This window comes from Leuconostoc pseudomesenteroides KCTC 3652 (genome assembly GCF_014634745.1).
In the GTDB taxonomy this organism is placed as follows: domain Bacteria; phylum Bacillota; class Bacilli; order Lactobacillales; family Lactobacillaceae; genus Leuconostoc; species Leuconostoc pseudomesenteroides.
In genome coordinates this window covers 385,841-407,138 of record NZ_BMBP01000001.1, presented here as the reverse complement: position 1 = coordinate 407,138, position 21,298 = coordinate 385,841, and the positions used below count along the sequence as shown (strand labels likewise).

General features: G+C 39.9%; 18 protein-coding genes. 17 read left to right on the top strand and 1 reads right to left on the bottom strand.

The annotated features are described in order from the left end of the window. Nucleotides 1-119: 119 nt before the first annotated feature. The 6 genes from IEU65_RS01945 (at nucleotide 120) to pgmB (ending at nucleotide 10,422) form a co-directional block, all read left to right on the top strand. Nucleotides 120-1,892, top strand: a complete 1,773-nt coding sequence (locus IEU65_RS01945) for an oleate hydratase (RefSeq protein ID WP_010291412.1) — start codon at nucleotides 120-122, stop codon at nucleotides 1,890-1,892. Nucleotides 1,893-2,008: 116 nt separating this feature from the next. Continuing rightward, entirely contained in the window at nucleotides 2,009-4,345 is a 2,337-nt protein-coding gene (locus tag IEU65_RS01940; RefSeq protein ID WP_010291411.1) for a Xaa-Pro dipeptidyl-peptidase, read from the top strand. Nucleotides 4,346-4,575: 230 nt separating this feature from the next. Next, the gene (gene treR, locus IEU65_RS01935; protein ID WP_010291410.1) at nucleotides 4,576-5,277 is read left to right on the top strand and encodes a trehalose operon repressor; all 702 of its coding nucleotides are present in this window, start codon (nucleotides 4,576-4,578) and stop codon (nucleotides 5,275-5,277) included. A 31-nt stretch (nucleotides 5,278-5,308) separates the two neighbouring features. Next, a complete protein-coding gene (locus IEU65_RS01930) occupies nucleotides 5,309-7,363 on the top strand; it encodes a PTS sugar transporter subunit IIABC (RefSeq protein ID WP_010291409.1) in 2,055 nt (684 codons plus the stop codon). 25 nt (nucleotides 7,364-7,388) lie between these two features. Further along, nucleotides 7,389-9,755, top strand: a complete 2,367-nt coding sequence (locus tag IEU65_RS01925; RefSeq protein WP_010291407.1) for a glycoside hydrolase family 65 protein — start codon at nucleotides 7,389-7,391, stop codon at nucleotides 9,753-9,755. Then, nucleotides 9,748-10,422, top strand: a complete 675-nt coding sequence (gene pgmB, locus IEU65_RS01920; protein WP_010291406.1) for a beta-phosphoglucomutase — start codon at nucleotides 9,748-9,750, stop codon at nucleotides 10,420-10,422. The genes IEU65_RS01925 and pgmB overlap by 8 nt, the downstream gene beginning before the upstream one ends. A gap of 41 nt (nucleotides 10,423-10,463) precedes the next feature. On the opposite strand, the gene IEU65_RS01915 is transcribed toward pgmB, so the two are convergent. After that, nucleotides 10,464-11,810: an HD domain-containing protein gene (locus IEU65_RS01915; protein WP_031941250.1), complete on the bottom strand. Its 1,347-nt coding sequence runs from the start codon at nucleotides 11,808-11,810 to the stop codon at nucleotides 10,464-10,466. 66 nt (nucleotides 11,811-11,876) lie between these two features. Here IEU65_RS01915 and IEU65_RS01910 point away from each other — a divergent pair, with 66 nt between their 5' ends. The 11 genes from IEU65_RS01910 to IEU65_RS01860 all read left to right on the top strand — a co-directional run bounded on the left by IEU65_RS01910 (nucleotide 11,877) and on the right by IEU65_RS01860 (nucleotide 21,105). Next, on the top strand, nucleotides 11,877-12,323 hold the full coding sequence (locus IEU65_RS01910) for a YwiB family protein (protein ID WP_010291403.1): 447 nt from the start codon (nucleotides 11,877-11,879) through the stop codon (nucleotides 12,321-12,323). Between the two features lie 26 nt (nucleotides 12,324-12,349). Further along, entirely contained in the window at nucleotides 12,350-12,943 is a 594-nt protein-coding gene (gene rpoE / locus IEU65_RS01905) for a DNA-directed RNA polymerase subunit delta (protein ID WP_010291401.1), read from the top strand. Nucleotides 12,944-13,209: 266 nt separating this feature from the next. Continuing rightward, nucleotides 13,210-14,010 carry a hydroxymethylpyrimidine/phosphomethylpyrimidine kinase family protein gene (locus IEU65_RS01900; protein ID WP_010291400.1) on the top strand — a complete coding sequence of 267 codons (801 nt, stop codon included), beginning with the start codon at nucleotides 13,210-13,212 and terminating at the stop codon, nucleotides 14,008-14,010. Then, complete coding sequence (locus tag IEU65_RS01895; protein WP_010291398.1) at nucleotides 13,997-14,563, top strand: ECF transporter S component; 567 nt, start codon at nucleotides 13,997-13,999, stop codon at nucleotides 14,561-14,563. The genes IEU65_RS01900 and IEU65_RS01895 overlap by 14 nt, the downstream gene beginning before the upstream one ends. A gap of 324 nt (nucleotides 14,564-14,887) precedes the next feature. Next, entirely contained in the window at nucleotides 14,888-15,751 is an 864-nt protein-coding gene (locus IEU65_RS01890) for a helix-turn-helix domain-containing protein (RefSeq protein WP_010291397.1), read from the top strand. Further along, nucleotides 15,732-16,532, top strand: coding sequence for a Fe-S cluster assembly ATPase SufC (gene sufC / locus IEU65_RS01885; RefSeq protein WP_010291396.1), 801 nt, complete (start codon nucleotides 15,732-15,734; stop codon nucleotides 16,530-16,532). The genes IEU65_RS01890 and sufC overlap by 20 nt, the downstream gene beginning before the upstream one ends. Nucleotide 16,533: 1 nt before the next feature. Continuing rightward, nucleotides 16,534-17,724, top strand: coding sequence for a Fe-S cluster assembly protein SufD (gene sufD / locus IEU65_RS01880; RefSeq protein ID WP_010291395.1), 1,191 nt, complete (start codon nucleotides 16,534-16,536; stop codon nucleotides 17,722-17,724). Further along, nucleotides 17,705-18,931, top strand: coding sequence for an aminotransferase class V-fold PLP-dependent enzyme (locus IEU65_RS01875; protein ID WP_031941249.1), 1,227 nt, complete (start codon nucleotides 17,705-17,707; stop codon nucleotides 18,929-18,931). Before sufD ends, IEU65_RS01875 begins: the two co-directional genes overlap by 20 nt. Further along, nucleotides 18,918-19,352, top strand: a complete 435-nt coding sequence (sufU, locus tag IEU65_RS01870) for a Fe-S cluster assembly sulfur transfer protein SufU (protein WP_010291391.1) — start codon at nucleotides 18,918-18,920, stop codon at nucleotides 19,350-19,352. The genes IEU65_RS01875 and sufU overlap by 14 nt, the downstream gene beginning before the upstream one ends. A 13-nt stretch (nucleotides 19,353-19,365) precedes the next feature. Next, complete coding sequence (sufB, locus tag IEU65_RS01865; RefSeq protein WP_147651270.1) at nucleotides 19,366-20,796, top strand: Fe-S cluster assembly protein SufB; 1,431 nt, start codon at nucleotides 19,366-19,368, stop codon at nucleotides 20,794-20,796. Between the two features lie 3 nt (nucleotides 20,797-20,799). Next, nucleotides 20,800-21,105, top strand: a complete 306-nt coding sequence (locus IEU65_RS01860; protein ID WP_004915505.1) for a metal-sulfur cluster assembly factor — start codon at nucleotides 20,800-20,802, stop codon at nucleotides 21,103-21,105. The last annotated feature ends 193 nt before the right edge of the window (nucleotides 21,106-21,298 follow it).

The window sequence follows — 21,298 nt, the reverse complement described above, 5'->3', positions numbered from 1 at the left end:
TGCAGAACTATCAAGGTTTTTTTAACCAAGTATTCAACGCCAAAAAATTGCAATTGTGATACGATTAGCGATAAAATATAAGTGTATTGAAAGCGTTTCCAATTTGAAAGGAGATCAGCATGTATTATAGTAATGGTAATTATGAGGCATTTGCCACACCACGAAAGCCAAAGGGGGTCGATCAAAAGTCAGCTTATATTGTCGGTTCTGGGTTGGCTGGGTTGTCGGCTGCGGTATTTTTGATTAGAGATGGTCAAATGAAAGGTGAGGCAATTCATATTTTAGAAGAACTACCGTTAGCTGGCGGTTCATTAGATGGCATAGCACGCCCAAATGTGGGTTTCGTAACGCGTGGTGGTCGTGAAATGGAAAATCATTTTGAGTGCTTATGGGATTTGTATCGATCAATTCCATCACTTGAAATTCCGGGTGCTTCATATCTTGATGAATATTATTGGTTAGACAAAGATGATCCCAATTCTTCAAATTGCCGATTGATTTACGATCGCGGTAATCGTGTGCCAGATGACGGTGACTATACTTTGGGTAAATCATCACAAGAAATTATCAAACTGATTATGACACCAGAAGCCAAGCTGGGTACCCAAACGATTGAAGATTACTTCTCAGATGCTTTCTTTGAAAGCAATTTTTGGACTTACTGGGCAACAATGTTCGCCTTTGAAAAATGGCATTCTGCTGTTGAAATGCGTCGCTATGCCATGCGATTTATTCACCATATTGATGGATTACCAGATTTTTCAGCTTTGAAATTCAATAAATACAATCAATATGACTCGATGGTTTTGCCCTTGATTCATTACTTAGAGGATCATGGTGTTGATGTACAATTTGATACCACGGTCGATAACATTATTGTGGATTTTGATAATGGTCAAAAGGTGGCTAAATCAATAGAATTAACCGTTAGCGGGCAACACGAAACAAGACCATTAACTGCCAATGATTTGGTGTTTGTAACCAACGGATCTATCACCGAAAGTACAACTTATGGCAGCCACTTTGAACCAGCACCAGTAACCAATGAGCCGGGTGGATCATGGCAATTATGGGAAAATTTGGCGGCACAATCTGATGAATTTGGTCATCCATCGGTCTTTTACCAAGATTTACCTGCAAAAAGTTGGTTTGTGTCAGCGACCGCCACAATTGAAAATACAGAAATTGATCCCTATATTGAACGTTTGACGAAACGTGATTTGCATGATGGTAAAATCAATACTGGCGGCATTATTACAATTACAGATTCTAATTGGTTAATGAGTTTTGCTGTACATCGTCAGCCACATTTCAAAACACAAAAGCCAAATGAAACAACTGTCTGGATTTATGGCTTGTATTCTGATGTGCCTGGCAATTATGTAAAAAAGACGATTGTTGATTGCTCCGGCGAAGAAATTACGCAAGAATTACTTTATCATCTTGGCGTGCCAGAAAGTAAAATTCAGCAATTATCCAAGCAAGAGTCGATTAATACTGTGCCGGTTTACATGCCGTTTATCACAAGTTACTTCATGCCACGTGTAATGGGCGATCGACCAAAAGTCGTTCCTGACGGGTCGGTTAATTTGGCATTCATTGGTAACTTTGCGGAGTCGCCATCACGCGATACAGTGTTTACGACTGAATACTCAGTCCGTACAGCAATGGAAGCCGTGTATAGTCTGCTAGATGTTGAACGCGGTGTGCCGGAAGTGTTTAATTCAATTTATGATATTCGTGAATTATTACGCGCCATGTATTATATGAACGACAAAAAAGCTATTACGGATATGGATTTGCCAATTCCTAAGTTAATTCAAAAAGTTGGTATGAAAAAAATTAAAGGGACATGGTTAGAAGAGTTGCTTGTTGAAGCACACTTGATGTGAGCATGATTGAAACAGTAGCTTCTCATCATTAAATTATGTCGTCATAAAAGCACGCGTCGTCAGGCGGGTGCTTTTGTCGTATAATGAGATAATAATAACAATTAAAGGAAAAAAATATGATTAATCAATACGGGCGAATTAAGGTAGACTTGGCGACTGAATTACAAGAATTAAAAGCATTAGGATTTAGCAGTGCCAACTTTGAAACGCTGTTACGACAGGCTTTGCCTAGCTTTCACTCTATGTCATCTCAAAATGATTGGTTGCGGTTGCATTTGGCAACGACCGAACAAGATATTTATAGTTTTTTCCAACAAAAATTAGCATTAGATCAAGCAATTTTTTATCGTATTGGGGCACAACTACTAGGTTTTAATGATGAATTGGCCAATAATAACTTAGACGGTGTGGCGACATTTCAACAACTGGGCTTGCCGATTGTTGCGGTTGATAATATCCCCCATGCTTGGTATACGTTGCTAAATACTCATAATAGCACTGGATTATTGTTGATTGATGCATTAGTTAGCCAAGGTTATTTACCACAAAACAATCAACGTCTCATTTTTAATGGCAAGTCATTACCAACGTTTGATACAAATGATTTGATTCGCGAGTCTGTCTGGGTAGAAACGAGTGTTGACACTGATAATGATGGACAGCTTGATTTAGTACAAGTCGACATTGTTCGTCCAAAAAGTGAGACACCATTGCCCGTTTTGTTCACTGCTTCTCCATATTATCAGGGACTGAATGTCAAAGAAAATGATGCTAAAATTCATTCGGTCAATGTGCCTTTGCAGCGGAAAGAACCAACTCAAGTTGATAAAAATGACGTGACGTATCAAGGATTATCGGCGTCGACTGCTAAACCGCGAGAAGTTGCAGGTCACGCAACTGAAACGGAAGTTTCATTTACAGCTGAAGCTGGTTTGCCAGTTGATCTTAATCAGTACTTTTTGTCGCGTGGTTTTGCGATTGCTTATTCTGCAGGTGTCGGCACGCGGCACGCTGATGGCATGCAAGATACGGGGTCGCCAGAGCAAGTCGAATCAATGAAAAATGTTGTCGAATGGCTTGCTGGTAATCGCGTGGCTTTTACGAATCGATACGATAACATGGCAATTACGGCTGACTGGTCGAGTCACAAAATTGCGATGACGGGGCGTTCGTATTTGGGCACATTAGCAACTGCTGTTGCAACAACTGGCGTTGAAGGGTTAGAAACAGTTGTGTCTGAAGCTGCTATTTCGAATTGGTATCAATATTACCGTGATAATGGCTTAGTGGTGGCACCGGGTGGTTTTCCGGGAGAAGATATGGACGTGTTGGCTGAATTGGTCTACACAAGAATGAAAGATCCGGCAGATTGGTGGCGAACACGCTCTCAGTGGCAAGCTTTTCAATCAGAAACTGCACATCTGATGGCACGTGATAACGGCAATTATGACCGCTATTGGGATTCGCGTAATTACCTGAACCATATACAAAATATCAAAATCGATATGCTGATGGTCCATGGTTTGAATGATTGGAATGTTAAACCACGTCAAGTTTACCAACTTTGGTCTGCCTTAAAACAAAATAATCATGTTAAAAAGATATATTTGCATCAAGGAGAACATATTAACATCAATAATAACCGTTCCCTTGATTTTTCTGATCAAATTAATCTTTGGTTTTCCGAAAAACTATTAGGATTGCATGTGGACGCCACGACTGCCTTGCCAACAGTGACATGGCAAGATAACACCAATCCAGAAGCTTGGCATGCCTTAGAAGATTGGGGAATTGGTGAAAAAGTCAGTTATCATTTCGCGGATAAAAAATTGTCGCGTAGCTCACAATCAGCTGGTGAAGTAAGCTTCAGGGATTGGCTACCTGAGGACCAATTCAACCATTATGGCAAGCATTTCAATGCTTGGCGTCAAGCAATTATTTCAGGAAAAATAGCAGAAACAGCACAGATTTTTAAGACAGAAGCATTATCAACCGCTCAGACGATTGATGGTGAAATCACGCTAAATTTGCGGGTCAAATCCTCAAAAAATATTGGTTTATTGAGCGCTATGATTGTGGATTATGGGACTGATCAATACCTGAAAGTTTCACCAACACCACAGGAAGCCACAGTTGATCGCGGACGAAACTTTAGCCCAACGCGTTTGATGGCTTTTGAAATGACCAAGGCGAATCAGAAAATGGTAACATTGGGTCACATTAATTTGCAAAATCGAACCAATGCGTGGCAAACTGATGATTTGCAAGCAGACGAGTTTGTCAATGTCTCATTGACTTTACAGCCAACTCACTATCAAATGCGTTCAGGGCACCAACTTGGTGTTGTTTTGTATGCGACTGATTTTGAGATGACTGTCCGCGGTAATCAGGATATTGTTTACACGATAGATTTAGCCAATAGTCAAATTGATTTACCAATTGTTAACAAATGATGACGTGAAGCGGGAAGCAATTATCAGTTGCTTTTTTTTTGCACTTTTTTATTTGTGCATAACTGAACGACCAAAATGAATAAATATCCTGTCTAGTCGTCAAAAGGTTATCAGATACTAACACTAGGCTACTTGTCTATACAATCTCTAAAAAACCTTTAAAACAGCGTTGTAAACGCTTTCAACAGATGGTATATTGTTGTTGTAGACATCAGTGAAGGAGATTAAAAATGAATAAATATCAAATCATCCACGATGAACTACTGAAAGAAATTAACGATGGTAAATATCCAAATAATGCGATGTTGCCGAGTGATTTTGCGTTAATGAATCGTTACCACGTCGCTCGTGAGACGTCACGAAAAGCTGTGGCAATGCTAGTTGATGAAGGATATGTTATGCGAATTAAAGGACGAGGCACGTTCGTCATTAATCAAAATCGCTATTCATTTCCGATTTCACACGTTGAAAGTTATCGTGAGTTGGCTGCGCGTCTGAAATTAAATGAACGAACACAGTTGTTGACGATTACAGATAGTGAGGTACCATCGGTATTTGAGTATGGTGACGACACGCCTGTGCCGGCAACTGCTGTTGTCCGAATTCGATATTTGGACAACGAACCGGTGATTATTGATCACGATTACGTTTTAAAAGATGTTGTGCCTGAAATCAAAAAGTTATCGCAATCAGTGTCATTATTTGAATTGTTTGAACAGCAATTGGGATTGGTGATTAGTTATGCTAAGAAAACCATTACGGTTGAACCTGCCAATGCTACAGACAGGCAATTAATGGGATTAGCTGAGTCCATTCCAATTGTTGTGATTAGATCAGAGACATTTTTGAATGATGGTCGAATTATCTCTTTCACTGAGTCTAGACACCGAGCCGATCGATTTAAAAGCGTTGAATTTTCAAGGCGACATTGAGTGTTGTTGTTAATTGTATTGAGGAGAAAAAATGGCAGATACAAAAATTTTAGCGCCACTAGCAGGTCACGTTATCTCACTTGCTGATGTGGCTGATCCAGTATTTAGTAAAAAAACCATGGGAGATGGTTTCGCCTTGCAACCCACTGGGCATGATATTGTAGCCCCAGTTAGTGGCGTCGTTATCGCCACGCAAGGTCATGCATTTGGCATTCGACGTTCTGACGGTTTAGAAGTACTGACGCATGTTGGTTTGGAAACCGTCAGTCTCGAGGGTAAGCCTTTCGAATGGCGAATTAAAGAAGGTGATCAGGTCAACGCAGGCGATCATGTCGGGGATGTTGATTTAGCAGAAATCAAAGCAGCACATCTTGATACAACAACGATGGTTGTCTTTACTAATACGGCTGATCTATTAGACAAATTAACACTGATTTCTGGTCAAGATAATGTTTCAGCTGGTGAGACTGTTGCTGACGCGACTGTCAAAACCACTCCGAAGGTTGCACCGGTAACATCATCAGCACCAGCAAAAGGGAATGGGACTAAGTACGAACCCTTAGCGGCAGACATTATTCAAGGCGTTGGCGGTGCACAAAATGTGGACAAGGTCATTCATTGTATCACGCGTTTGCGGTTTTATTTGAAGGACCACACAGTCGCTGATGATCACAAGATTGAATCTCTAAATGGGGTTGCCGGTGTCAATTATGCTGATTCGTTGGGACAATATCAAGTTGTCATTGGACCGGCAGTCACCGATGTTTATGATGAAGTCGTAGCGCAACTTGGCAGCAGTGTTGTAGATGATGCGGCAACGGCAGATGCAGTTGCTGCAACCAAGCAAGAAAAAGGTTCCAAGAATCCCTTGGTCCATGCATTTCAAGCAATCATCGGTACCATAACTGGCTCAATGATGCCAATCATTGGTTTATTGGCTGCTGGTGGTATGCTAAATGGATTTTTGAGCTTGTTTTCAAACAAAGCGTCGTTTCCAGCGATTTACTTCATTGATCCAGCATCAAGTACGTTTACGATTTTACAGTCAATGGCCATGGCACCGTTCTACTTTTTGCCTATTTTAGTTGGCTTTTCCGCAGCGCAACAGCTTAAAAGTGATCCTTTCGTAGTTGCCGCTATTGGTGCTTTCTTGGTTAAGCCTGATTTTATTTATTTGACAACGGCGCATGTTGTTGATGGCAAAGTTGTGCAACCAGCGCAAGCGCTGGGTAGTTTGTTTGGCGTAAGCCTTAATTCAAGTTTCTTTGGTTTACCCATCAATATTCCAAGTTACGCATACTCAATTTTCCCAATTATTTTTGCCGCTTGGTTGGCACGTCCAGTAGGTAATTGGCTCAAAAAGCATTTGCCATTAGTATTACGTTCAATTTTCCAACCTTTGCTAACGCTATTAATTGTGGGATCAGTCGTTGTTGTTGTCGTTGGACCAGCTATCACTTTGGTATCACAAGGTATTTCAACAATTGTTAACTGGCTTTTGCACTTAAATTATCCATTATCTGGTTTGATTATTGGTGGTTTGTATCAAGCGCTCGTTATCTTCGGTTTGCATTGGATGGTTGTGCCATTGATTGCTAATGAAATTGCGCAGACTGGTCACTCTACTTTGAATGCAATTGTGAACTTTACTATGATTGCACAGGGTGCTGGTGCTTTGGCGGTTTGGGCTAAGACCAAGATTCCATCACTTAAGGGATTGGCTGGTGCGGGCTTCCTATCAGCGATGGCAGGTATTACAGAACCAGCAATGTATGGTATTAATTTGAAGTATGGCCGTGTATTTTGGATGGCTAACATTGGTGGTGCTGTCGGCGGCTTAATTGCCGGTTTGTTCAACTTGAATATGTACGGATTCACAGGATCACTGATTGGCTTCCCATCATTTGCGGTACCAAAGGGTCAAACAGGTGCGGATAATAATATGTTGATTTTCTGGGTGGCTTCGATTGCGACAATTGCGGTGTCGTTTGCGATGGTTTACTTCTTCGGATTTAAAGATTCAGATACAGGTCAAATTAAGACTGTTGAAAAGAAGAACGCCTTTAAAGACGCAGTTGCCAAGTAAAGTGAGAATTGTTTAAGGAGTGAACATGACAAATGAAAATTGGTTATTAACTTACAACGACATTGTTGGTGGTGTTAAAAATTACGGTCGCGAGAGTTTGCTAACTTTAGGAAATGGCTTTCTGGGCTGGCGTGGTGCGCTTGTGACAAACGCTTATGATGATGATTTTTATCCCGGGTTGTATGGCGCTGGTATTTTTAACCAAACATCAACACCCGTTGCAGGGCGCGACGTCATTAATGAAGACCTTGTGAATTTGCCCAATATAGCCTTAATCAAGGTACAAATTGATGGTGAATCTCTGTTAATCAACAACTCAACTATCAAATCACTAAAGCGCAGCCTGAATTTTAAAACGGGTGAATTGACAGATGATTATCAAGTGCAGGTGGCGGGAAACTCACAACATTTTGTCACCATTAAAACGGTTAAGGTGATTAATCCGGTTCATTGGCATCAGTTAGGTTTACGTTTTCAAATCACCTCAAATTATGACGCACACATTGCGATTGATGCGATTATTGATGGCAGCGTCGAAAACAAAAATGTGGCACGCTATCGTGATTTTGACTCACAAGAATTTGATGTCCAGTCAGTTCATGACGATCTGATGATCATCAAAACACGAACAACTGATGTTACTGTTGCTTTAGCAGCAAAAACAATAGGTGAAAGTGTTGAAAAAATGATAAAAACTGAAAATCAGGTGACAACACACATCGAACGTGATTGTCAGGCCGGACAATCGTTCACAATTGAACGGGTGATGGCAGTTGCAAGCAGTTTAGAGACAAACGGCGATCTTGCTGAATTTGTTCAAAATGAAACAGCTAACACGACTTTTGAAGAAATTCAACGAGAGAGTCATGATTATTGGCAATCATTATGGCAAACCAAAGATATTCAAATTAGTGGCGACGATGCCATGCAAAAGTTGACGCGTATGAATATTTTTCACCTTAATCAGATGGCTAATCCAAACGCAAATCCATATTTGGATGCTTCGGTTGGCTCTCGTGGTTTGACTGGTGAGGGGTATCGTGGTCATATTTTCTGGGATGAATTATTTGCACTACCATATTACTCAGCAAACGAACCCAAATCGGCTAGTGCTGTTTTGAATTATCGCACGAAGCGGTTGTCAGCGGCTGAAAAAAATGCTATATCAGAGAACGAATCAGGTGCGATGTATCCTTGGCAATCAGGCATGTATGGTGACGAGCAAAGTCAACTGATTCATTTAAACACAGTTGATAACACTTGGATTCCAGATAATTCTAGATTACAACGCCACATTTCATTAGCAATTGCCTATAATATGTGGGTTTATCAGCAGGTGACAGGACACTATGACCATCTTGATAAAGGCGGTTTAAACATGTTAATCCAAATTGGGCGTTTTTGGATTAACAAAGCAGAGAAGATCGGTGACCGTTACCAAATTAAAGGCGTTATGGGACCTAACGAATTCCATGAAGAAATTCCCGGCGCTCATGCTGGCGGATTGCTAAATAACGCTTACACAAACGTTATGGTGGTTTGGTTGTTGAACTATCTGCATGATTTATCGCAGAACGTCAAGATTGACTTTGATGCGGCATCACGAGCAGTCGGCTATACCAAAAATGAAGCGGAAAAAGCAGAAAACATCCGTCATCATTTGAAGTTATCCATTGATGATCGTGGCATTGTCGAACAATATGAAGGTTTCTTCAAACTTGAGCAACTCGATTTTTCAGCATATCAAGCTAAGTATGGTGATATTCATCGAATTGATAGGATCCTCAAGGCAGAGGGCAAGTCGCCTGATGATTATCAGGTCATTAAACAGGCAGACTTTCTAATGCTACTGTATAACCTAGGTGCGCAACAGACAGAGTCACTGATTCATCAACTTGGGTATCAATTACCCGATAATTGGTTAGCAAAAAATACAGCTTATTACTTAGACCGCACAACACATGGTTCAACGACTTCTCGCCCAGTATTTGCTGGTATCTATGTCGAGTTGGCGCGACAAGGTGATACAAAATTTGAAACACAAGCGTACGATTTTTTGACAGACGCAATTGGTTCTGATTATTATGATATTCAAGGTGGTACAACCGCAGAGGGTGTTCACATGGGTGTCATGGGCGAAACATTATCAGTCATTCAAAATGATTATGCTGGAGTTGATTTGTTACACGGTCAGTTCACCATTAATCCACGATTACCAAAACAGTGGGCTGAATTACACTTTACACAGCAATATCGTGGTACCTTAATTGATATTGATATCAAGCCAACTGTCATGGTATTGATGAGTGATCAAGCAACAACTGTTCACGTTTATGGCAAAGCGATTGATTTGGTAGCTGGAGAGGCAAAAGAGGTGTCTTATCATGGTTAATTTTTCAGAAATAAAAGGCTTTACATTCGATTTAGATGGTGTCATCACGGATACCGCTAAGTTTCACGAGCAAGCTTGGCATGATTTGGCTACGTCCTTGAATGTGCCTTGGTCGGCCGAATTAGGGCGTCAACTTAAAGGTATTAGTCGTATGGATTCGCTAAATATGATTTTAGCTGAAGGTGGTCATGAAAATGACTACACAGATGATGAAAAATCAGCATTTGCGGCACAAAAAAATCAACATTATGTTGCATTAATTCAAGCGTTGACACCGGCAGATATTTTGCCCGGAATGACTGAATTTCTAGCCGAAATAAAACGTGAAGGTTACGTCGCGAGTGTTGCCAGTGCTTCAAAAAATGCACCAACGATACTCAAAAAATTAGGCATCATGGCTGATTTTGTCGGCATTGTGGATCCAGCCACGTTATCACATGGCAAACCAGATCCTGAAATATTTACCAAAGCAGGGGAGTTATTGAAGCTACAACCAACACAAATCATTGGGTTGGAAGATGCCAGTGCAGGCGTGCAGGCAATCAAAGGTGCAGGACAAACGGCACTGGGCATTGGTACAGCAGCTAAAGAGGCTCAACCAAACATTTGGTTTGCTGAGACCAAGGAAATTTCCTTGGCTAATATCTCAAAACAAATGAATGGATAACAAAATAAAATCACCGTAATTTGATTTACGGTGATTTATTTTTAAGTTTCAGGATTAGGCGTTGTCAACGCATTATTTCTAATGAAACTACGAAAGGTCTTGAAAGTATCAGCAAATAATTCGTCTGGTTCAATATTTAACATTTCTTTCGGGAAAAAGAATCGCTGATCAAGTGACGCTTTACCTTTAATCGCAGCGACGAGTGTTGATAAATCAGAGAGTTCGCGGTGGGTCCCATCAGCCAACAAAAAGTCAATTTGCGTTCGCGGCTTGGCCACGTTGGGTTTGTAATCGTCGTATGGTAAGTCATAAGCATCGTTGCGTGCTGTGTAGTAATCAGGGTTAAAACCCGCGTTATCCACAAGCTGTTCTAACTCGCCCAATAAAGGTGCTGTTTCATTGGTGATAGCAATTGACTTGAGTGGGCGACGTCCAAGAAAACGCTGTGATAAGTCCGATAAAATCGGATCGGGGTGAGATTGCCAGATATTGATATAAGTCATAAACACATTATCGTCGAGCTTGAGATAATCATCTAATTCCAATGGCTTTTCATCAAATAGGGGCGCCAAAAGTGGGCCGACGAAGTCCTTTTCAGGCACAGGATTATGATGGCTGGCTTGATAAAGCTCGCGAACACGTGTCAAAATATGTTCTAACAGCACTTCCATGCCACGTGAGACAGGGTGAAAATAAACTTGTAAATACATCTGATAACGTGACACAACATAGTCTTCAACGGCATGCATACCGGCGATATCAAAGGCAATGCCGGTTGGGGTTGGGCGCATGGTACGCAAAATACGATCAATATCAAATTCACCGTATTTAGTACCAGTAAAATAAGCGTCACGTAATAAATAATCCATACGATCAACGTCAACTTGACTAGAAATTAATTGCACGACTTGTGGATTTTCATAAGTTTTAGCAATAACACTAGCCACTTTATTAGGAAAATCTGTTGATACTTGTGCCAAAATCGTGTGTACGGCCGTATCACCCATGATAATTTCCCGTGTAATTGCTTCATGATCTGTGCCAAATAGGTGTTCAAATGTATGAGAAAATGCACCGTGTCCGACATCGTGAAGTAAGGCAGCGACAAGCGTGACTAAGCGCTCATTTGAATCCCACACATCGCCATAATATTGATCGAAGTGTTCGGTAATCTGTCGAGCAATCTCGTAGGCGCCCACAGAGTGGCCAAAACGTGAATGTTCCGCCCCATGAAACACTGAACTGGTAATGCCAAGTTGCTTCACGCGACGCAACCGCTGAAATTCAGGGGTGTTAATCAAATCCAAAATAACTTGGTCTTGAATATGAATAAAATTATGAATAGGATCGCGTAGAACTTTTTCATTAGTAATTTTTTTATCTAACATCATATAGTATGCCCTTTTGTGCTTTCTTATATTATAATAGATTTTAGATTGAAATAGGGGCAGAATATGATAATTAACGGGCAATCGGACGTAAAAGTTCACCTAAAAACGAAAATTCGTCAGGGAAATGATATCGAAGACTTTCAATTTGATACAGATGGTCAGTTATTGTTAAAAAATGGCGCACTTTATTTGCGTTATACAGAGATTATTGACGATCAGACAACACAAGTCATGTTCAAAATTGATGATGAACGCGTGCGCTTAAATCGCTCTGGTGAGACAACAACCAAATTAGCCTTTGTGAAATCACAACGTGTTCCGGCTTTGTATCAAACACCTGCCGGACAAATGCAAATTGAAACGTTAACAACATTATTAGCGACTCACTTTGATTTGGCAAACTGGCGAGGTGAAGTTGACGTGGATTATGTTTTATATGCCAATCAACAAATTGTCGGACAATACGAAATTCGGTTGCAATTTAGCGCCAAATCTAGTATGCTAGACTAGTTAGAAACCCCGAAAGGACGTGCAATATGTCACTTACAACATTAGGCAATCACCCTAAAGAAGAATTAGCACTTGTCGAAATAGCAACTGCTGTTTTGACCGAACATAAAGAAGCAATGCCTTTCAGCTCACTCGTTCAAGAGATTCAAGACTTTTTGGAAATTGATTCAGAAACTTTTAAGCCACGTTTATCACAATTTTACACGGACTTAAATACAGACGGTTCATTCATTTCACTTGGTAATAATGAATGGGCATTACGTGCTTGGTATCCAGTTGATGCCATTGATGAATCAATTCATGAACTTGATGATGAAGAAGATGCACCTAAGCGTAAAAAGTCAGCTAAAAAGAAGGTCAATGTCTTCGCTGATAATGCATCTGATGATGATGTTATCGATTATAACGATGATGATCCAGAAGATGAAGATTTCACAACAGTTGAAGATGATGATGACGCCGAAGATGATTCTGAAGACGATGATGTGGCTGTTGACGACGATGATGACGATGCCAACGAAATTGACTTGAGTGAAGATGAATCAATTGATGCCAACATGACTGAATTAACTGGTGGTAATGATCTTGACGATCTTGGTGATGGTGATCAAGAAAAGTAATTTGAGATAGTTGGCTCAACTGGCAACAGTAAGTTGGATGATTATCATTTAAAAAGTATCTACAATAAGCAGTTAGTTATCGCGCGTGCCCCGATAACTAACTGTTTATTTTGCTATCATGAGAACATCAACTTTCTGACAAAACAAAATATTCATTAAATAAATAGTGAATGTTGAATATTTTTTGAAGTAGTGTATATTAAATGAGATAACACTAAATTAACATTTTTTAAATAACAATATAGCTAATTGAAAACGAGGTAATTATGAAAAAAATATTATCTATTGGTGGTTCGGATACGAGTGGCGGCGGGGGCATAGAGGCAGACATTAAAACGTTTGAAAGATATGATGAATTTAACGTAGTGGCGATAGAAAATATTGTCACTATGAATCCAAATAACTGGCAAGTTGCGCAATATTCAATGCCAACTGAAATTTTTTCAGCCCAACTGCAAACGACATTATCTATTCCGCTAGCGGGTATTAAGGTTGGTATGATTTCAGATATCAATAATTTTAATATTTTAATTGATTATCTCGAAACGGCTAACTTTGGTTGGTTGCTGGTGGATCCAGTGATGGCTACAAAGTTGACCATTGCTCATGACAAAACGATTGATTTGACAACTTATAAAAAGAAATTATTATCGAAGGCTGACATTGTGACGCCTAATGTTTTGGAAGCAGCATTGTTGACTGATGTCCAATCAATCAATAGTGTCTCTGAAATGAAAGAAGCAGCAAAGAAAATTTATGATTACGGCGTCAAAAATGTCGTGATTAAATCGGGGAACCGATTTGCTGACGGTTTAGCGACGGACTTATTGTATGATGGGACGAATTTTGAAGTATTCCAGAATGAAATCATAAAAACAGATTATAATCATGGGGCAGGATGTACTTTTTCGGCAGCAATTCTTGCTAATATGGTTAAAAATAAGTCAATCAGTGCTTCAGTTAAAGAAGCCAAAGAATTTACATTTCAAGCAGTTGCTAATGCGATTCAATTAAACCAGTTTGTGGGCCATGTGTGGCAGGGAGATAATCATTATGAAACAACATAATAGCGCCGTTATTAACATTGTACTGGTGGCATTGTTCACTAGTATTACCTTTGTTGCAACCAGTATACAGGTGCCAATGCCGGCATTAATTGGAAAACCTTTTGTGCATTTGGGAAATTCAGCAGTGCTATTGTCAGTACTACTTTTAGGATTTAAACGTGGTGCGCTTGCTGGCGGTTTTGGGCTAGCATTGTTTGATCTATTTCATGGCTATGTGATGGAAGCCCCTTATTACTTTTTTGAATGTTTCGTCGTTGGCGGCATTGCTACCTATGTATTTTCACTGGTTCACTATAAAAAACATGGGACGAGCGTTAAGTTAATTGTGGTTATTTTGGCGGCTGTCGTTACCAAGTTAGTCATGACAACAGGGCATAATTTTGTGATGAGTCTGTTCAAGGGTATGACCATACAACCTGCGATAGTAGCAACAATATCGTCCTTATTTCCAACTGTGATTAACTGTGTGATGACAATGATAGTTGTTTTTGTTGTCTATCGCTGGTTAGCAGAACGATTTGAACAGCTATTTGTCAAAAATAATTTCGTATAAACTTGATTATTGTGCTACATTGCTTGGTTAAAAATCTTGAACAGCACCTCAAATAGTTTCATGATAAAAAAATGTGATAAAAATAATTTTTTGATTTGACATTATTAACGAATGCGCATACAATGGGTATCAATATTATGAATAAGATAACAACACAATTGAACAACACATTTTTTGCCCTCCTTGTCCTCACGTGACTAGTAGGCTATTTTGTGTTAATCGTCTACTATTTTCTTTCAGAAATAGAGTAGACGGTTGGGATATCGGATTAAGCACCTAACTGTTTTGACAGTTAGGTGCTTTTTTGTAGCTTTTGGGAGAAACATGATCAACATAGAAAAATTTATTAAGACGAGAAAACATCTCAAGATATCGCAGGTTGCGCTTTGTTCAGGTATTTGCACGCAAGCCACACTTTCAAAATTTGAAAAACATCAACAAATTCCATCATTTGAGATTATGGTAGCGCTGTGTGAAAGAATAGGATTGACATTAAATGATGTGTTTCCAATAGCAGTTTCTTCACATCAAACACGCAATGAAAAGCTACTGACACAGGCTTTAAAAGCACTATTTTACCAAAATGTTACGCAATTTAAAAAGAATATTGAACAAGTAGCGCTGGATAAAATGCTTGATAAAGAGTTGTCAACCTATCAAATCGCCAAATACTTTTATACGGTAATTTTGTTGCAAGATGATAATCAAGCGAAGAAATTGGTATCGCACATTGATATTGCGTGTTTCAATCAACAATACAAATTATTGTTTTATGCGATAACCAGTCATTATTATTATCGATGTGGTCAATTTACCAAGGCGCAACAAGCGTTTGAAGACGTGTGGCGTCATCAAAAATCAAATGCTGTCAATGACCACACCGGTTGCCAAGAAGCAATTGTCTATCTACTAGCAGAATATCAGATGTTGATGAAAAATTATCAAGTGGCAATGATGTTAGCCACTTATGGAATTGATTTAGCCAATGCCAGTGATAGCACCTATTTTTTGGAAAACTTCTTCTGGCAATTGGTGCAAGCAAGCGACATGTGGCATAGTCAAAAATTTATTGTCAATGAAATGATTGAAAATGCGCGTGTAATTGCTAAAATACATAATAACGAAGCTATCCTAAAAAAGCTCAGTCAACGCAAAGGGGGAAATAAAAATGACAACACTCAAGGTTGAAAACTTACATGTCTCAGTGGCAGGAAAAGAAATTTTGAAAGGGGTTAATTTGGTTGTTAATACTGGTGAAATTCATGCCATTATGGGACCAAACGGTACTGGTAAATCGACACTATCGCAAACCATTATGGGACATCCAGCTTATGAGGTGACTGAAGGTCATATTACCATTGACGATCAAGATTTAGCTGACATGTCAGTTGACCAACGCGCACGCGCCGGTTTGTTTTTAGCCATGCAATACCCATCAGAAATTCAAGGCGTGACCAACGCTGAATTCATGCGGGCAGCCATTAACGCGCGTCGTCCAGAAGATGATCAAATTGGTGTTATGTCATTCATTGAAAAACTGGATGAAAAACGTGAATTTTTATCTATGTCTGAAGAAATGGCGGAACGTTATCTTAATGAAGGTTTCTCAGGCGGGGAGAAAAAGCGCAATGAAATTTTGCAAATGATGATGATTGAACCAAAAATTGCGATTTTGGATGAAATTGACTCAGGATTAGATATTGATGCTTTGAAAGTTGTTTCCCGAGGCGTTAATGACATGCGATCTAGCGATTTTGGCGCGTTAATGATTACTCACTATCAGCGACTTCTGGATTATATTGTGCCAGACTTTGTTCATGTGATGATGGGCGGCAAAATTGTCAAAACAGGTGGCGCCGAATTGGCCAAAAAGCTGGAAACTGAAGGCTATGCTGGTCTTCGAGATGAATTGGGTTTGAGTGTTCAGTTAACTGACGAAGATGTGAACTCATATTTTGTGGAGGATTAATATGGCTGATACTCATGCAATCCAATCTTTACCATTGCCTACATTTGCCAAAGTACGGTATAACGCGTGGCAACTAGATGATATGATACCAGCCACTGAAACAGCCACGACACCATTTTTTATGAAAAATAAAGAAAATGGTATCGAAGTGAGTGGATTATCGACAACCTACCAACATTTGACCGAGGCGTTGACTGCTCAAGGTGTGATTTTGATGAGCATGGTTCAAGCAAAAATCGACTATCCGGCTCTGCTAGAAAAAATGGTTGGCACCGTCATTACTAAGACAACCGATCGTTTATCCGCACAAAATTTTGCGCAATTTAATACAGGAATTTTTGTATATATCCCAGAAAACGTCCAATTTGATGACGTTTTGCATTTAACATTAAATCATTTGGCTGCCTCTGGCAAAGATTTGGTTGCGCGTATTTTTGTTTATATTGGTGCAAATGCTAAGGTGGATATTTTGCAAGAAATACACACGATAAGCGATCAAAAAACCAAAGCTTCAGTTGTTGTTGAAGTCATCGCTGATGTTGGTGCCCAAGTAACTTATGCTAATATTGACGCCTTTAACGAGCAAACAACAGCTTATATTAATCGTGAGGCTGAAGTGAGAGACCATGCCACACTTGATTGGCAAAATGCTGAATTTAATGATGGCAATGCGATAATCCGCTTAGCTAGTCAATTGAATGGTGAGGGGGCTACCTCACATGCCAATGTCATTGGGCTGACAACTAAAAAGCAAACACAAGGATTTGTGACCACTATCTTGAATCGTGGGCGGCATACATTAGGGCATATTTTCCAGCGAGGTGTCATTTTAAACCGCTCAACTCTAGTATTTAACGGTATTGGCAAAATTATTAAAGGCGCACAGGGTTCAGATGCACAACAAGAGTCACGTGTTTTGATGTTATCACGTCGAGCACGCGGTGATGCTAATCCACTATTATTAATTGATGAAAATGATGTGACTGCTGGTCATGCCGCTTCCGTTGGTCGTGTTGATGAGGATCAAATGTATTATTTAATGAGTCGAGGCATTAGTGAACAAGTTGCTCGAAAACTGGTTATTCGCGGATTTATGGGTGAAGTATTAGCAAAAATGCCAACAAAGGAAGCGCAACAGCAGGTAGTGACGGAAATTGACAGAAAGTTAAAACATGAAGATGAATCAAACTGATTTTCCAATACTTAACCAAAAAATTAATGGCGAACCTCTGATATATTTCGATAGCGCTGCAACTTCGCAGAAACCTCAATTTGTCATCGATGCCATCACTGATTACTATCAAAACGACAATGCTAATGTGCATCGTGGTATTTATGAATTATCACAACGTGCTACCAATTTATATGAAAAAGCGCGAGACAAGGTCCAAAAATTGATACATGCCAAAAGGCGAGAAGAAGTGTTGTTCACACGTGGCACAACTGAATCGTTGAATTGGCTGGCAAGTACTTATGGTGTAGAAAATGTTAAACAAGGAGATGAAATTCTCTTATCGTACATGGAACATCATTCTAATATTGTTCCGTGGCAACAGTTGGCCAAGCGGGTTGGTGCTAGCTTGAAATATATTGCTCTTAAAGAAGACGGTACCTTAGACTTGGCGGATGCCGAAGCAAAACTGTCTGATAAAACCAAAATCGTATCAGTTACTCATGCTTCGAACGTGTTGGGTGTGGTCAATCCAATTAAAAAATTAGCTCAGATGGCACATGAACACGGTGCCATCATGATTGCTGACGGGGCACAATCAGTGCCTCACATGGCAATAGACGTGCAAGAAATGGGTGTTGATTTTTTTGCTTTTTCAGGTCATAAAATGCTGGGACCAACCGGTATTGGTGTGCTGTACGGCAGGTATGATGTGTTAAATCAAATGCGACCAGCACAATTTGGTGGCGAAATGATTGAATTTGTCGATTTACATGAAGCAACGTTTCAACCATTGCCTTGGCGCTTTGAAGCGGGGACACCAAATATTGCTGGTGCTATTGGTCTGGGAGCTGCTGTGGACTATCTAACAAATATCGGGATGTTTGAGGTAGCGAAATACGAACAATCACTTGTTGATTATGCTTTGCCAAAGCTTAAAAGTATTGATGGTCTGACTGTCTATGGTCCGCAAGAAAGTGAACAGCACACTGGTGTAATCGCATTTAATATAGCGGGTATTCATGCGCATGATTTAGCGACTGCATTGGATCAAGAAGGTATTGCGGTACGAGCAGGACACCATTGTGCACAGCCACTGATGCATTATTTAGATGTTGCTGCGACTGTTCGTGTTAGTTTTTACATCTATAATACACGTCAAGAAATTGATCGCTTTGTTGCCACCTTAGGAAAAATTAAGGAGTACTTTAACCGTGAGTTTGCATAATTTAGATTATTTGTACCGTCAAACGATTATGGCATACGCGCAACATCCGCACCATTATCAGCCTATGTTGGGAACCGAAAATTATCATATTCGAAAGTATAATCCGACCTGTGGTGATGTCATTGATTTGGCTTTTAATATAGATCATGATATTGTGACTGATATTCATTTTTATGGGGATGGTTGTGCTATATCGAAATCTTCCGCTTCGATAATGACGGATTTAGTTATCGGGAAAAATACCAGCCAGATTACTCAGCTAGTAGATCAATTTTCAAAAATGGTTCGTGGCGAAGCGGGAAATTATAACGCTCTTGGGGAAGCGCAAATTCTTTCAGGTGTGACTAAATTCCCAACGCGAATCAAGTGTGCAACTTTAGCATGGCATGCTTTGGCAGAATTATTAGCAATAGAAAAATAAGAGGGGTGCAAGCATGGAAATAGACAGACAAGTAGCTATTGATCAAACAAAGGCAGCTATTTCAAATGATAAGGCGACTGAATTAGGCTTTCAAGACGATTATCAAGCAGTTTTTTCGACGGGTAAAGGACTAAATGAAAACATTATCCGTCAAATCTCAGCTAAAAAAAATGAACCGGAGTGGATGCTGGATTACCGATTGCAAGCATATCAAACATATCTCAAAATGCCAATGCAGCAATGGGGACCGGATCTAAGCGAAATCAATTTTGATGATATTTATTACTATAACAAGCCAACCAATGACAAATATCGTGACTGGGATGACGTGCCAGCGGAATTGAAAGCCACCTTTGAACGCTTGGGTGTTCCAGAAGCCGAACGGAAGTGGCTAGCCGGCTCTTCTGCACAATATGAGTCCGAAGTGGTTTACCATCGCATGAAAGAAGAATTTGCTAAGACAGGGATTATTTTTACCGACACAGATACTGCGGTCCAAGAATATCCCGAGCTTATTCAAGAATACTTTGGGTCACTTGTCAAACCAACCAACAATAAATTAGCGGCCTTAAATTCAGCAGTTTGGTCTGGTGGTACATTCATTTATGTACCGAAAGGTGTCCACGTGACGACACCGATTCAGTCTTATTTTCGAATTAATACTGAAAATGAGGGTCAGTTTGAACGGACATTGATTGTTGTTGACGAAGGGGCACATGTTGATTATGTTGAAGGGTGTTCAGCACCAATGTATTCAGGGGATGCGCTGCATGCTGCTGTGGTAGAAGTGATTATTAAAAAAGATGGCTATTGCCGCTACACGACGATTCAAAACTGGTCAAATAATGTCTATTCATTGGAAACAAAACGTGCAGCAGCGCATGAAAATGCCACAATGGAATGGGTTGATGGTAATTTTGGTTCAAAAACCACGATGAAATATCCATCAGTTTATTTGGAGGGCGAGGGTGCAAAAGGCACCATGTTATCAATTGCCGTTGCTGGCGAAGGCGTTAATTTAGATTCTGGCGCGCAAATGATTCATAATGCCAAAAATACCTCGTCATCTATCATTTCAAAATCAATTGCACACGATGGTGGTGCCACAGATTATCGCGGTACAGTGAAATTTGGTCGCGAGTCTGATGGGTCATTTGCTCACGTCGAGTGTGACACAATTTTAGTTGATGATAAATCGTCAGCCGATACGATTCCATATAATACAATTTTGAATGGCAATGTGTCGATGGAACATGAGGCAAAAGTTTCACGTGTTTCCGAAGAGCAATTGTATTATCTCATGACACGTGGTATTTCTGCTGAAAAAGCCACAGAGATGATTATTATGGGCTTTATTGAGCCATTCACAAAAGAGCTGCCAATGGAATATGCGGTTGAGTTAAATCGATTAATGAAATTTGAAATGGTGGGATCGGTAGGATAAGCTATGAATCAAAAAATTGAGGCAAGTATTATGGATGCTTTGACAACGGTCATTGACCCAGAACTGCGAGTGGATATCGTTAATTTGGGACTAATTAACGGTGTTGCTATCAGCGCAAGCGGTGACGTCACTGTTAATATGACGTTGACAACAATGGGGTGCCCGCTGATTGGTGTGTTGGAAGAAATGATTGATGACGCATTAAAAATTTTGCCTGAAGTTAAGACAACCAAAGTTGAACTCACTTGGCAACCAGCTTGGGAAATCAATAGAATGTCACGATACGCTAAAATGGCGTTAGGATTATAGCGTGGCAAAATTATATAAATTTGGAATAAAATACACCTGAAAATTGACGATAAATGACATACCCGCTATGATTGGATTATTAAATTAAAAGGAAGTGTTTCACATGAGAAATCAGGCCACAGTACAAATTAACAAAACAAACGCAGCCCTTCTCCTCAACTTGCTTAGACTACCCTAACAAGTTGAGCTTTTG